Consider the following 14,456-nt stretch of genomic DNA (forward strand, 5'->3'; position numbering starts at 1 on the left):
TATTATCTAACCTACAAGATGCAATATAAAATAACACTTTGTATATAGCATAAGAAATGATATGTTATATAATTAAAATATCGAACCAAGTGTATTATTAAAGTGCAAAACGAAAAACATCCAAAATCATTACGCATCTTTTTCGCAACCGAAATGTGGGAGCGTTACGGCTTTTATGTAGTTCAATCCCTTCTCGCACTTTATTTAGCGTTGTATTTTAAATGGCCTGATAAGGAAGTTTATGCTTTAGTTGGCTCGTTTACCGCTCTAACCTATCTTTCTCCAGTCGTTGGCGGTTGGATAGCCGACAAATTAATTGGCCAAAAAAGAGCAGTGTTACTCGGGGCTGTTGTTTTATTTATAAGTTATTGCTTACTCTCATTGGTAGATAATCCCTTCGTGCTTACTGCATCACTTGCTGGTATTGCCGTGGGCACTGGTTTACTAAAGCCCAATATTTCCTCCCTTTTAGGTAATGAATACCTTTCGGGTTGCGCTCGTCGTGAAAGCGGCTTTACTATCTTTTATATGGGAATAACCACCGGTATTATTTTAGGGACTACTTTACCAAGTATTTTACATGACCGCTTTGGCTGGGTAGCTTCTTTTACAAGCGCAGCAATTGGAATGATCATTGCTTTTATTGTCTTTTCATATGGAATCAAAAAATATAAAATAAAAGATTACAACCCTTTTGTTTTTCAATATAAAAAAATCATTGCAGCAATTGCTCTAATGATATTTCTTTGGTCTTTATCATTTTATATTTTGAATTCACCCAAATTAGCGAACCTTATCTTTGGACTTGTTGTTTTATTTTCTGCAGCTTACATCATGTATTCAGTGAGTAAGGAAAATGCGAATCAATCAAGAAAAACATTAGTTATTGGTTTACTATGCATTATTTCAGTGGTATTTTGGGCTTTCTATTTTCAAATGTTCATGTCGCTGACGCTGTTTATTTCACGAGTTGTTGAACCCACATTTTGTGGCATTTTATTTCCCCCCCCCTATTACGTTACCATCCAAAGTCTAGGCATGCTCATTATTGGTTTTGTCCTCTCACGCAGAAATTTCAAACTTAATTTAATTGAGCGTGGTTTAAGCATTGGAAAAAAATTCTTGCTTGCAATATTTATTACCACTTTAGCTTACGCGGTCATCGCATTGGTCAGTAATTTTACTGACAAGAACTCTTTACTCTCTCCACTTTTAATTATTCCTGCATATCTAATGTTTTCATTAGCCGAGCTACTTTTATCACCAGTGGGATTATCTGCAATTACACTTTTAGCCGATAAAAATAAAGTGAGCACTATGATGGGAATCTTTTTTGTTTCTCTAGGAATTGGAGGATTTCTATCTGGCAAGCTCGCAGCATTAACCGCAATTCCTTCTGGAGAAACGAACATTGCTGTATTAAAAACACTTTATGCTACCGCATTTACACAACAATTAGGTATTCTTTTTCTTGCCTCTTTATGCTGTCTGGTTTTATTTGCGGTCATTAAATTTTTATTGACGCATGTCCATTTGACTGAATAAATCAGATGAAGCATTTTAATATTGTTATCCTAAAGCGAGTTTCTGCTGATAACTCTTTTTATATAGAGAAAATACTGCTATCATTCAGCGCTTTTTTATAAATAACCACCTAAAAATATGTCAGAACAAAACCCAATGTTAGACAAAGTGTTACATCTACTTGATGACAACCAAGCAATTGACGTTAAAGTAATCGACGTTCGCAAACAAACAACTATTACTGACTATATGATTATTGCTTCAGGTCGTTCATCGCGCCATGTCAAAGCAATCTCACAAAAGATAATGGAGGAAATGAAGTCCTCAGGAATGCCTGCAATGCATTGCACTGGCCTAGAAACAGGAGATTGGGCACTGATCGACTTTAGTGACCTTGTTGTCCATGTTATGCAACCTGAATACAGACAATACTATAATCTTGAGAGTCTTTGGGAAGATCTGCCTTAAACAATATTATGCTAAAAGTTACCGTTATCACGTTAGGCAATAAAATGCCCGCTTGGGTCGTCCAAGGCTCTCAAGAATATGCAAAGCGACTTAATGACGGTATTCAGCTTAAAATCATCGAAATTCCTTTAATTCGTCGGAGTAAGTCTTCTGATTTAAGCAAGATTCTAGAAAAGGAATCAGTTCTAATTAAAGAAGCATTACCACATAATTCACGAATTATTGCTTTAGACATGGGGGGAAAATCATTTAGCAGTGAAGAGCTAGCAATTAAAATTTCCCAATTACAACACACAGACAGCCACCTTTGCTTTTTAATAGGTGGGCCAGAGGGACTCTCGCAAGAAACGCTCAATCGTTGTGATGAACGATGGTCTTTATCAAAACTTACTCTCCCCCATCCATTAGTGCGAATCATTTTATTAGAAACATTGTATAGGGCCTGGTCTATTATTCACAATCATCCGTACCATAAGTAAGTAAATCTATAGTAAACGGCCCCATTTTAAGTTACCATGCGATTTTTTGTATCCATCTTAATTGACTGTAGGTTATGAGTCGAAATCAATCATTTAAAAATTATCGAATCGAATCTCGGCATCAACTTTTCAGAATTAACTTGCTGGTCGCTTTTCTTATTATTTTATCTTTAATCCTAGTTTTAAGGCTCGCATTTCTACAAATTTCTGAATTCAAAAAATACCAAACACTTTCACTAAAAAATCAAATGAGTATCATTCCGATTGCGCCACCAAGAGGGGTTATTCTTGACAGAAATGGAGTATTGTTGGCAGAAAATGTACCCGTGTATGTTTTGGAAATTATTCCTGAACATGTAAAGAATATGGAGCATACGTTAGCTGAATTGCAAAAACTAATTCCTTCAATTTCTGACGAAGATATTGAAAATTTTAAGCGCACTCGCAAACAAAATCGCTCATTTGTCCCCGTCCCCATCAAATTAAAATTGACTCAGGAAGAAGTTGCCATTTTTGCGATTAATCAATACCATTTTCCAGGTGTGAGCATTAAAGCTCGTCTGATGCGTCACTACCCTTTAGGAGCAATAACGGCACATGTTCTTGGTTATGTAGGTAGAATCAATCTCCAAGAATTAAAAGCAGTAGATCCTACCAATTACCGAGCTACAAACTTTATTGGTAAAGCCGGCATTGAAAAATACTACGAGGATATTCTCCACGGCAAAGTTGGATATCAAATGGTAGAAACTGATGTTAGTGGTCGTACTCTAAGAACAATTGATAAAATTAATCCTCATTCCGGATCAAAACTCTATTTAAGCCTTGATGTCAGACTGCAACAAGCAGCTTATGAAGCATTAAAAGATAAGCGTGGAGCTGCCGTAGCTATTAATACTAAAAATGGTGAAGTTCTGGCTATGGTAAGCTCTCCTAGTTTTGATCCCAATATTTTTGTGGCTGGAGTAAGCTCTAAGGAATACAAAAAACTTTCTAATACCTTACAAAGACCGCTATTTAATCGTGCTGTTCGCGGTGTCTATCCTCCTGCATCAACAATTAAACCTTTTGTTGGTTTAGCAGGTTTAGAAAAAGGATTTATAACTACAGCAACAACAATCTATGATCCAGGTAAATATAAACTACCTAACTCCAGCCATATCTATAGAGACTGGAAAAAAACAGGACATGGAATGATCAATTTTAAAAGAGCAATCACTGTTTCGTGCGATACTTATTTTTATCAGCTTGGAAATAAAATGGGTATTTCCAATATTGAGGATATGCTTGTCAAATTTGGTCTAGGCCATTTAAGCCAAATTGATCTCCATGAAGAAGCTTCTGGTATCGTCCCAAGCTTGCGTTGGAAAAAACAAACTAAAGGTGTGCCCTGGTATCCTGGTGATACCTTAATTACTTCCATAGGACAAGGATTTATGTTAGCTACACCATTACAGATGGCTAACGCAACAGCATCCTTAAGTCAACATGGCCGCCGATTCAGACCTCATTTATTAACAAAAACCGTAAATAGTGACAGTGGGGAGGTAAAACGATATAAACCCATAGAAGAATACCCAATTTATCTGAAAGATGAAGCAAACTGGGACATAGTTGCTGACGCCATGCATAATGTTTTAATCAGTAATGAAGGTACAGGTTATCGTTTTGGTCGCAATCCACCCTACCCTGTTGCGGGAAAGACGGGAACTGCCCAGGTTTTTAGCGGCAGACAATATGAAAAAACAAAATATGAAGACATCCCTGAAGCATTACGAGACAATTCATTGTTTATTGCTTTTACTCCGGTTGAAGAACCAGAAATTGCAATAGCAGTGGTTGTAGAAAATGATGTTGCCGCCTCAATGGTTGCTCGCAAAGTACTTGATACATATTATAAACTTTATCCGATGAAAAAGAAAAATGAACAGACTCAATAGTAAACCCGTTTATCGTTTTACTGCGAAATCATTACACTTAGACTTCCCCTTATTGGGCTTATTGCTTGTATTGATTAGTTTTGGTCTTTTGATTTTGTATAGTGCCTCTAACGCGAACACGGGAATGATCTTACGTCAATCAATGAGACTCATTTTTGCCTCGTTCATTATGCTTGTGCTTGGTTTTATTCCCCCCCATAAATACAAAATTTGGACACCATGGATATATAGCGTAGGATTAACTTTATTGATTGCAGTAATGCTGATGGGGAAAATCGGTAAAGGAGCTCAACGCTGGCTCGAATTAGGTTTATTCCGATTTCAACCGTCGGAAATCATGAAATTAGCTGTACCCATGATGGCTGCTTGGTATTTTGATCGTCAAGCTCGCCCGAGTAGTTTTAAAGCGATTGCTGTCGCAGGACTGATTATCTGTGTCCCCGCATTATTAATTGCCAAACAGCCTGATTTGGGTACTGCGATAATGGTCTCAGCTGCTGGATTATGTGTTGTATTTTTAGCAGGAATTCGCTTTAAAGTGATTCTATTACTTATACTTATGGTAGGATCAGCTATTCCAGTCATCTGGCATGTGATGCATGATTATCAAAAGCAACGAGTTTATACCCTGCTTGATCCAGAACAAGATCCTCTGGGTGCAGGATACCATATCATTCAATCAAAAATTGCTATTGGCTCAGGCGGGCTTGCAGGAAAAGGTTGGTTAGAGGGAAGTCAATCCCATCTTAATTTTTTACCAGAACATGCCACTGATTTTATTTTTGCTGTAAGTAGCGAAGAGTTTGGCTTTGCTGGTGGATTCGCGATCATTGCTCTTATTGTCATGATCGCTTTGCGTAGTCTCCATATTGCATCTAATGCCCAAACTACATTTACCCGCTTATTAGCAGCAAGTCTCGCTATGTCCTTCTTCATGTCTGGATTTGTTAATATCGGCATGGTCATGGGAATAATACCTGTTGTCGGTATTCCATTACCGCTGGTAAGCTATGGAGGAACAGCAATGGTTACCTTTTTAGCAAGTTTTGGTATCTTGATGTCTATTAGCTCGCACAAGATTTTATTTAACAGTTTAAATTAAGTTAAACTGCCGATTAGCGCAAAACTTTTTCGGTGAATCTGGCTTGGCCCAAGTCGTTTTAATGCTTCTCGATGTGCGACCGTCGGATATCCCTTATGCCCAGCAAAACCATATCCTGGATAAATCGCATCAAGTGCTTCCATTTCTGCATCACGGGAGACTTTAGCAAGAATAGAGGCAGCACTAATTTCGGGAATTAAATCATCACCCTGAACGATTGCCTTACACGGAATATTTAACTTAGGAATATGTAAACCATCCACTAATACCTGATCAGGCTTAACCGATAAAGCCTCTATGGCTCGTTGCATCGCCAACAAAGTAGCATGATGAATATTAAGCGCATCAATTTCATCGACTTCCGCCCGACCATAAGCATAAGCAATAGCTTGTTCTTTAATAAGTAATGAGAGTAATTCACGTTTTTTTGCGCTTAATTTTTTTGAGTCCGTAAGCCCCTCTATGGGTTCTTTTAAAATAACAGCAGCAGTTACAACAGCTCCAGCCAAAGGCCCTCGTCCGACTTCATCTACACCAGCTACAAGCATTATATTATCCATGATTCATTTTATTAAAGGCTAATAATATCCTTTTAAAATTGATTTATCATCAAAGAAATGCGATCATGCGCACAAATAATTAACAGATAGACAGAATGAGTAAAATTCGTTGTGCAGTAATTGGTGTCGGTTATTTAGGTAGATTTCACGCACAAAAATATAAACTTCTTTCTAATGTAGAATTAGTTGCCGTTTGCGATCTAGATCAAAAAACAGTAGAAACAGTATCGCATGAGTTACAAGTTCCCGGTTATACTAATTATCATGATTTATTTGATAAGGTTGATGCGGTAAGTATTTCGGCAACGACTAACAAACATTATGAAATTGCGAAATCTTTTTTAGAGCGGGGAATACACACCTTAATAGAAAAACCAATTACCGAAACATTATCACAAGCAGCTGAATTAATACAACTGGCCAAAATGAACAATGCTAAATTGCAAGTTGGGCATTTAGAGCGATTTAATTCCGCCCGACTCGCTTTAGATAAATACCTGGATAATCCATTGTTTATAGACTCACAACGTTTAGCTCCATACAATCCGCGTGGCGCTGATGTCAATGTGATACTTGATGTGATGATTCATGATATTGATTTAATTCTAAATATGGTTAATAGCCCTATTATTTCAATTTCTGCTCAAGGAGCCCCAGTACTGACAAACGCAATCGATATTGCTAATGCTCGCATTACTTTTGCCAACCATTGTGTTGCTAATCTTACAGCAAGCCGTATTAGTTTTAAAACTGAACGCACGACACGAATTTTTCAACAAAATACTTATCTTTCAATAGACTATCAAAATAAAAAATTTGCAGTCTTTAAAAAAGGTGATGGTGAGCTGTTCCCTGGAATTCCCGATATTACCCATGAACAAAAGGAATTTGCCAATGGAGATGCTTTGTATGAAGAAATAAAAGCTTTTATCAAATGCATTGAAGAAGATAGTATCCCGCTGGTTACTGGAGAAGACGGCCTACAGGCCCTGGAAACAGCAGAAAAAATTACTTCACTTATCAATGCTAACTTGATGGAACGCCATGCAAGAATCTAAACGGATAGTGATTATTGCGGGGGAAGAATCAGGGGATGTTCATGCATCAGTTTTGATTCGTCAATTAAAAGACGCCTACCCCAATATAAAAATTAGTGGAATAGGTGGCCAGCATATGCAAGAAGCAGGTGCAGAATTAATTTCTGATCTCGCGCGCTTTGGGGTAACAGGTCTTACAGCAGTCATTCGTCACCTTAAAGTAATTCGTGAGGCTTTTGTTGCAGTAAAGAAACATTTAAACCGGCAAAAACCAGATCTACTCATTCTGGTCGACTATCCTGGTTTTAACCTAAGATTAGCAAAATATGCAAAGCAAAGACTAGGCATTAAAATTCTTTACTATATAAGCCCCCAAATTTGGGCTTGGAAGGCCAAACGAATTCATCTTATAAAGCAATGCATTGACCAAATGGCGGTTATTTTGCCCTTTGAAAAAGCCATATATGAAAAAGCAAAAGTTCCAGTAAATTTTGTTGGCCATCCTTTAGTAGAAAAAATATCTTTCTCCGCCAACGATACTCAAATACAGCGCGACACACTTAAGCTTCCTGCCGACAGTCGAATTATTGCACTTCTTCCAGGAAGCCGTAATAATGAGATTGAGCATCATATGCCAATTTTACGTGATACAGCACTGCTTCTTCAAAAACGCCATCCTAACCTATATTTTGTCATTCCTATTGCGAATACAATTAATCCCGAAAAAATTAAACATTATTTTTCTGAAACCCACTTACCAATAAGTTTTATAGAGGGACAAGCATTAAATTGTATGGCCGCAGCAGATTTTGTCATTGTTTCCTCGGGAACCGCTTCTCTTGAATGTGCATTATTAGAAAAACCGATGTGTATTATTTATAAATCATCTTTACTCAATTATGTTTTAGCAATGAAGTTTATCAAAGTAAAATTTTTAGGCTTGTGTAATCTTCTAGCAAATAGAATGATCGTTCCTGAGTTCTTGCAATATGATTGCAATGCATATGAATTAACTCGTTATATTGATCATTTCTATAACGATCCTGAACAACCCCATAAAATGCTCACCCAATTAACTAAGGTGAAACAGTCGTTGTCTGCAGAAAAATCTGATCGCTCATTGTTTGATCTTGTGGCGAATGAATTGCACAAAAAAAATGCATAGTTTTATCTTAAAAATATAGAATATCAATTATCCTTCATGTACAATTAATTTTGCTTTCATTTTGAATGTAAGCAACTGGAATTATGATTTAATTATTAATAAGGAAGTTAAGATGACTGTCATTGAAACACCTGAAACAACCCAAAGTATCATTAAACAAGACCAAGGTCTACAAGATCTAGTCTATAATTTAGTCTCTCGTTTTCTTGCCGAAAATAAAAATAAAAACATTGATGATCTATATGACATGATATTATCTGAGGTTGAACCTCCATTGCTTCAAGCAGTAATGGAAAAACGACGTGGCAATCAACTACAAGCTGCTAAAATGCTTGGCATTAGTCGCGGCACAATTAGGAAGAAACTTCAAAGATATTTTGGAACAAAATATTTTCGATTAACTGATGAATAGTTTTAATTTGGAATGATTTCCGATTAGAATAAAAAGGCTCGATGAATCGAGCCTTTTTTTTACAGTATGTTTTAAGGATTTATTAGATGAAAAAATTTATGTATCTAGCCCCCCTAATTGGTCTTCTTGCAACTTCTTGTGTCACTGACAAACCTGATGTTATCGCTGATGATGCAGGTCAATTACATTACACCACCCCCTACCAAGATGATACACGAGGTCAAAATGTGTTCCCCGCGACATGGAATGTAAAAGGTAAAAAACTTTTTGTTTTTGATCCTAATGCTGATGCATGGGCGGCCTACGATGCTCAAGGTAATCGAGTAATGACAGGCAGCGCCTCTGGAGGCATGGATCACTGCCCTGACTCGGATCAATCATGTCGAACTGTTACTGGAACTTTCGCTGTATTTAATAAAAAAGGGGCTGATTGTAAATCCAATGAATATCCTCTTGCACGTGATGGTCACGTAGCCGGTGGCGCCAAAATGCCTTATTGCATGCATTTTCATGATGGCTACGCAATTCATGCGGCTTATGAGGTTCCTAAATACAATAGCAGCCATGGCTGTATTCGTGTCCTCCCAGGCGCTGCAAAGTGGCTCAATGAGAATTTTATTGATGTAGGTACAACCGTATTAGTTCTTCCTTATGCATAATTTTTCTTATTGATAATTCCTGAAAAAAGATTACTCTCTTTTTTCAGGATCTTTTTAAAATTTATTGGTTGACTCTTTAGTATCCTTCTATAAAATGGACAAAAAATTCGCATGGAGGAACTCAGTATGTCATTATCAACCCTTAATATTAATCACTTACTGGAACAAATAACAGATAGGTACATTGCTGTTTCAGATTATGCTACTCTACGTAATTCCTGTATTCAATTATCGCCAGTATCTGCTGTAACAACTGAAATTCAAAAGGAACTTAGCCAGCTTTTAGCCCAAGATAAACAAAATACTGCCACTCAATTAACGGTAGATGCATGTAAAAAACAAATTCAACACGATTTGAAAGAAAAAGAAGTAGACCATCAAGAAAGCCAAACCGATTTAGAATTAGTCGCTCAACTAGAACATGAATTGCTCTCAACTCAAGTACAAAAACGATTGATTGGTAACGAGCTTAATGAGATTGAAGAGGATATATTGCGTCATGAATCTTACATCAAAGAAATCTCAAGACAAATTGCACTAACGCCCCATTCAGAATCCACACAACATACACATACTCATCCTGAGTCAACACAACATACACATACTCATCCTGAGCCAACACAACATACACATACTCATCCAGAGCCAACACAACATACACATACTCATCCAGAGCCAACACAACATACACATACTCATCCAGAGTCAACACAACATACACATACTCATCCAGAGCCAACACAACATACACATACTCATCCTGAGCCAACACAACATACGCATCCGAACATGACGGATCAACGTCCTAACACAGCCCAAAGTCCATCAGACACAGGACATCACCATGCTCACGAGAGAGAATCATTAGAGTTTCAGAAAAATACTCTTTCTCAAAAACTAAAGCAACTGGAAGGAACATTAAGAAACAAACGTATGCTTGCTCAAGAACAACAAAGACGCATAGAAGGCATAACAACCAGATTAACTACAGAATTCCCTGAAAAACAAAAGCAACGAAATGATCGCGCCAAGGCACGCACAATGCGAGAGCAAGCTCGTATATACGACGAAGCTACCGAAAACCAATTATCCATAAAAAATTATCGTGCTTTACAACAATCAATTATTGATTCGCATGAAAAACTTCACAAAATGCAGCATCAATTAATGCAAAATGCAACAGAAATGAGCTATAAAACATTCTTGATCCGGCTTCCCTATCTATTACAATCACTAACCTTAAAGTATCAGGAAAAAGAAGCGTTAAGACAAATAATTAGCGCTATGGAGAATTATCTTTTAACCCAAGCTGAAAAGTATAAGCAAATTTCAATCCGCCACTCAGTTTATCGTGATAAAGAGACACATGTACAAGATTTAAATCAAAAAGAAAGTAGGGTCGCTCAATTAAAAAAAGCAAACCCGCAACTTCATGCTCAAAATCAAGCTCTTGAAATAGAAAATAAACAATTAAAACATACCATTGAAGAACGAGGCACTTATAGAGATTATCTACTAAAAATTGGATTATTTAGCCTCTTATGCTCAGGAATCGCTGTTGGCGGAGGATTTTTAGGAATGTATATGATGCCTATGGTTTTAATCTCTTTGTGCTTTGCTCCTGCAGCAGTAATAAGCTTTATTACCGTAGGTATTTTCCTGGCAACTTTAGCATATACGCTAAAAAACAATAGTGATAGCAATGCGTTAGAACACAACAAAATAACAATGCAGCAAAATATAACAGCCATATCGAAACAATCTGGAGAAATCATATCTCTTGAACAAGAAATAATTCCTTCAATAAAAGAAAAAATCAGTGAGGCAGAAAAGAGTTTTAATTTACTTGATAAGAAAATTAACAATTTGCAACAACAAGAAGATTCATTACTTCATCAGGCCAAACAAATTGTTGTGACAGAAGCAAGGAATATACCGTTCTTTGGTGGTGAAACCATAATTCAATCAACGGTTAAGCCAACAGCACCACAATTAGAACACACCCCAAGAAATACTCTTTCTTGCTAGGTTCTAGTTGAAAAGGTAAGCGCGGCAAATCCTCATAAACTGTGATTTGCCGCGCTTCTATCAGACTACAATTACACCGTTGATGATGCTAATAGCTTATTGACTCTACTTACAAAATCCGCAGGATTATCTAATTGACCGCCTTCTGCTAAAACGGCCTGCTCAAATAACATAGTAACCCATAACTCAAACAAATTATCATCCTGAATATCATGCAGACGTTTAATTAATACGTGTTCAGGATTAATTTCAAATACGGGTTTAGTCGTTGGAACTTGTTGGCCTGCTGCTTGTAAAATACGTTGCATTTCCAAGCCCATATCTTGTTCGTCAGCAACAATACATGCAGGAGAATCAGTTAAACGATTAGTAACAACTACATCCTTAACTTTACTTTCTAAAATTTTCTTAATATGAGTAAGAATTGGTTCTAGTGTTTTTTCTTGTTCTTTAATTTGATCTGTAGCATCATCATCAAACTCAACTTTTCCTTTAGAAATCGACTGCAATTTTTTACCAGCATATTCACTTAAATAGCCAACCAACCACTCATCGACTTTGTCACTTAATAATAATACCTCAATTCCTTTTTTCTTGAAGATTTCTAAATGAGGACTGTTCTTAGCCGCATTATAGCTAGATGCCGTAATATAATAGATCTTATCCTGCCCTTCTTTCATTCGACTTATATAATCATCCAAAGTCGCTTCTTGCTTCTCTGATTCACTGGCCGTAGTAGCGAATCGCAATAATTTAGCAATCGTTTCTTTATTTGCAAAATCCTCGATAGGACCTTCTTTTAATACTAAACCAAATTCATTCCAAAATTTTTGATAGGTTTCTTTATCTTGAGTACTCATCTTTTCTAACATGGACAAAACACGTTTTGTACATGCCGCGCGGATGCTTTCGACTTGTTTATTATCTTGTAAAATTTCTCGTGATACATTCAATGGCAAATCACTTGCATCAACAATACCTTTTATAAATCGTAAATAACGCGGTAAAAACTGAGTTGCATCATCCATAATAAATACGCGTTTTACATAGAGTTTTAAACCATGTTTGGTTTCCTGTTGCCATAAATCAAAAGGAGCATGAGCTGGAATATAAAGCAAAGAAATATAATCATGCTTTCCTTCAACATGATTATGCGACCATGTAAGCGGATCTTGATAATCATGAGAAATATGCTTATAAAGCAATTTATAATCTTCATCGGTAATATCTGATTTCTGCATCGTCCACAAGGCAGTCGCTTTATTTACTGTTTCATACTCATCGGACTCTTTCTCTTCAGTTGATGTTTTTTTCATCACTATGGGCCAACAAATATGATCGGAATATTTGCTTATGATACTGCGAAGACGCCAACCACTCAAAAACTCATCATTATCTTCTCTGATATGCAGGATAACCTCTGTACCACGGGATGCCTTTTTCTCATAATCAATAGTGAACTCACCTTCACCATTTGACTCCCAAACAATACCTTCTTCGGGTTTTAAACCTGCGCGACGACTTTTAACTGTGACTTTATCTGCAACAATAAAAGCTGAATAAAAACCAACCCCAAATTGTCCAATTAATTGGGAATCTTTGGCACTTTCACCTGTTAAATGACTCATAAACTCTTTGGTGCCAGATTTAGCAATGGTACCTAAATTATCAATGGCCTCATCCCAGCTTAAACCAATTCCATTGTCTCTGATGGTGATAGTTTTCAATTTTTCATTAAAATCAATACTGATTTTCAAATCCGAATCATTTTCATAAAGTGCACTGTTTGATAAAGCTAAAAATCTTAATTTATCTAAAGCATCTGAAGCGTTAGAAATTAATTCACGTAAGAATATTTCCTTATTCGAATAAAGCGAGTGCACTACTAAATGCAACATTTGCTTTACTTCTGTTTGAAAGCCCATAGTTTGTTGCTTGCTTGACATTTTTATCTAATCTCCTATTAACACATTATCTAATGATTTAATTGATATAGGGATCAGTTGCTAAATTTCAAGGGGTAATATGATGAAAATTAAAATTCTTACGCTCAGCACCTAAGAAATCTCAGAGGTACATAAAATTCGCGCATCGATCAATTTGCTAATAGATTATGGGTAAAAGCTGCGAAGACATACAATGTTATCTCCATTTATTAGACATAATTAAATGCAGAAACAGTCAAGGTTCCACCAGAATGGATAATCAATATATTACCTATTAATTGTTCTGAGCTAATACGCTTTCTTGACTCATGAAATAATTTAGCAGCATAAATAGGATCTGCCAAAATACCCTCTTCTTTTGCTAAACGTTTTACTTCATTTTTAATTGTTTGATTCACAGAGCCAAAAGCCTTAGCTGTTGTTGGGTAAAAACAGCAGAAATTAGTTGGAATGGATCCAATCCATTGATTTAACTTACTACGAAATAACCCTTCATTATCCGCTAATAGCAGTACATGAATTTTTGCTTGATGCTCTAATCTTGCTAGCCCATTAATGAGTGCTGCAGCAGAAAAACCAGTTCCGGCATCAATAAAAAGATGTTCAAATGTTACTCCTAAAGCACTTTCATTTAAGATAATATCTGCAGCAAGCGTCAAAGATCCTTCCATTGCTTCTGGAACACTCGCCCCTTCATGTAATACAAATCCTTGTTCACTGAGTGTGCTAAGATAGGAATAAGCAAGTTTATTCACCTGAGACCATTCGTGACGAGCCACCCATACAACTTCATGCTCTTCGAGAAAAAGACGACTTAGTTTATAATTTCCTTGCAATTCTAATTTCCAAGGTTGAATCAAAAAAGCAGTCACTTTAAATTGAAACTCTCTTGCTAGTTGCAAAACCGCAAGTAAGTTATTCGATTGAGGTCCAGCAATAATAATAAGATGGCGTATTTTTTGCTCCAGCAAAAAAGGTAAAAGGCTAGCATATTTACGTAATTTCGAACCGCTAATTCCACAACCTAACTCGTCATCTCTTTTGACATAACAAACGCTCCCATCCGCAGGAAAATGATTTAAACGGTGTGCTCTACTAGATAAATTCCACATGACAGTTGTTAGATTTTTATAGTT

At 36.6% G+C, this 14,456-nt stretch carries 13 protein-coding genes; 10 read left to right on the forward strand and 3 right to left on the reverse strand.

The window, feature by feature from the left end:
- Positions 1 to 153: 153 nt before the first annotated feature.
- The 5 genes from EL220_RS09585 to rodA all read left to right on the forward strand — a co-directional run bounded on the left by EL220_RS09585 (position 154) and on the right by rodA (position 5,513).
- Positions 154 to 1,545, forward strand: coding sequence for a peptide MFS transporter (locus EL220_RS09585; RefSeq protein WP_051544694.1), 1,392 nt, complete (start codon positions 154 to 156; stop codon positions 1,543 to 1,545).
- Positions 1,546 to 1,662: 117 nt separating this feature from the next.
- Complete coding sequence (gene rsfS, locus EL220_RS09590) at positions 1,663 to 1,992, forward strand: ribosome silencing factor (RefSeq protein ID WP_027269730.1); 330 nt, start codon at positions 1,663 to 1,665, stop codon at positions 1,990 to 1,992.
- Between the two features lie 8 nt (positions 1,993 to 2,000).
- Positions 2,001 to 2,471 (forward strand): 23S rRNA (pseudouridine(1915)-N(3))-methyltransferase RlmH, encoded by a 471-nt coding sequence (gene rlmH / locus EL220_RS09595; protein ID WP_027269729.1) that lies wholly within the window; start codon positions 2,001 to 2,003, stop codon positions 2,469 to 2,471.
- A gap of 74 nt (positions 2,472 to 2,545) precedes the next feature.
- A complete protein-coding gene (gene mrdA, locus EL220_RS09600; protein WP_027269728.1) occupies positions 2,546 to 4,411 on the forward strand; it encodes a penicillin-binding protein 2 in 1,866 nt (621 codons plus the stop codon).
- Complete coding sequence (gene rodA, locus EL220_RS09605; RefSeq protein ID WP_027269727.1) at positions 4,395 to 5,513, forward strand: rod shape-determining protein RodA; 1,119 nt, start codon at positions 4,395 to 4,397, stop codon at positions 5,511 to 5,513. Before mrdA ends, rodA begins: the two co-directional genes overlap by 17 nt.
- On the opposite strand, the gene rnhB is transcribed toward rodA, so the two are convergent.
- Entirely contained in the window at positions 5,510 to 6,061 is a 552-nt protein-coding gene (gene rnhB / locus EL220_RS09610; RefSeq protein ID WP_035905602.1) for a ribonuclease HII, read from the reverse strand. The two genes, rodA and rnhB, sit on opposite strands and share 4 nt — an antisense overlap.
- Before the next feature lie 107 nt (positions 6,062 to 6,168).
- Between rnhB and EL220_RS09615 the strand changes: the two genes are divergently transcribed.
- The 5 genes from EL220_RS09615 (at position 6,169) to EL220_RS09635 (ending at position 11,374) form a co-directional block, all read left to right on the forward strand.
- Positions 6,169 to 7,131, forward strand: coding sequence for a Gfo/Idh/MocA family protein (locus EL220_RS09615; RefSeq protein ID WP_027269725.1), 963 nt, complete (start codon positions 6,169 to 6,171; stop codon positions 7,129 to 7,131).
- On the forward strand, positions 7,118 to 8,275 hold the full coding sequence (gene lpxB, locus EL220_RS09620; protein WP_027269724.1) for a lipid-A-disaccharide synthase: 1,158 nt from the start codon (positions 7,118 to 7,120) through the stop codon (positions 8,273 to 8,275). The genes EL220_RS09615 and lpxB overlap by 14 nt, the downstream gene beginning before the upstream one ends.
- 112 nt (positions 8,276 to 8,387) lie before the next feature.
- The gene (locus EL220_RS09625; protein WP_027269723.1) at positions 8,388 to 8,687 is read left to right on the forward strand and encodes a helix-turn-helix domain-containing protein; all 300 of its coding nucleotides are present in this window, start codon (positions 8,388 to 8,390) and stop codon (positions 8,685 to 8,687) included.
- Between the two features lie 86 nt (positions 8,688 to 8,773).
- On the forward strand, positions 8,774 to 9,346 hold the full coding sequence (locus EL220_RS09630) for a L,D-transpeptidase (protein WP_027269722.1): 573 nt from the start codon (positions 8,774 to 8,776) through the stop codon (positions 9,344 to 9,346).
- A 126-nt stretch (positions 9,347 to 9,472) separates the two neighbouring features.
- Positions 9,473 to 11,374, forward strand: coding sequence for a hypothetical protein (locus EL220_RS09635; RefSeq protein WP_027269721.1), 1,902 nt, complete (start codon positions 9,473 to 9,475; stop codon positions 11,372 to 11,374).
- Positions 11,375 to 11,445: 71 nt separating this feature from the next.
- On the opposite strand, the gene htpG is transcribed toward EL220_RS09635, so the two are convergent.
- Together htpG and EL220_RS09645 are read right to left on the reverse strand one after the other, a co-directional pair.
- On the reverse strand, positions 11,446 to 13,320 hold the full coding sequence (gene htpG, locus EL220_RS09640; RefSeq protein ID WP_027269720.1) for a molecular chaperone HtpG: 1,875 nt from the start codon (positions 13,318 to 13,320) through the stop codon (positions 11,446 to 11,448).
- A gap of 209 nt (positions 13,321 to 13,529) precedes the next feature.
- The gene (locus EL220_RS09645) at positions 13,530 to 14,432 is read right to left on the reverse strand and encodes a pyridoxal-phosphate dependent enzyme (RefSeq protein WP_027269719.1); all 903 of its coding nucleotides are present in this window, start codon (positions 14,430 to 14,432) and stop codon (positions 13,530 to 13,532) included.
- Positions 14,433 to 14,456 lie beyond the last annotated feature (24 nt).

Origin of the sequence: Legionella sainthelensi (genome assembly GCF_900637685.1) — a bacterium.
GTDB classification, from domain to species: Bacteria; Pseudomonadota; Gammaproteobacteria; order Legionellales; family Legionellaceae; genus Legionella; species Legionella sainthelensi.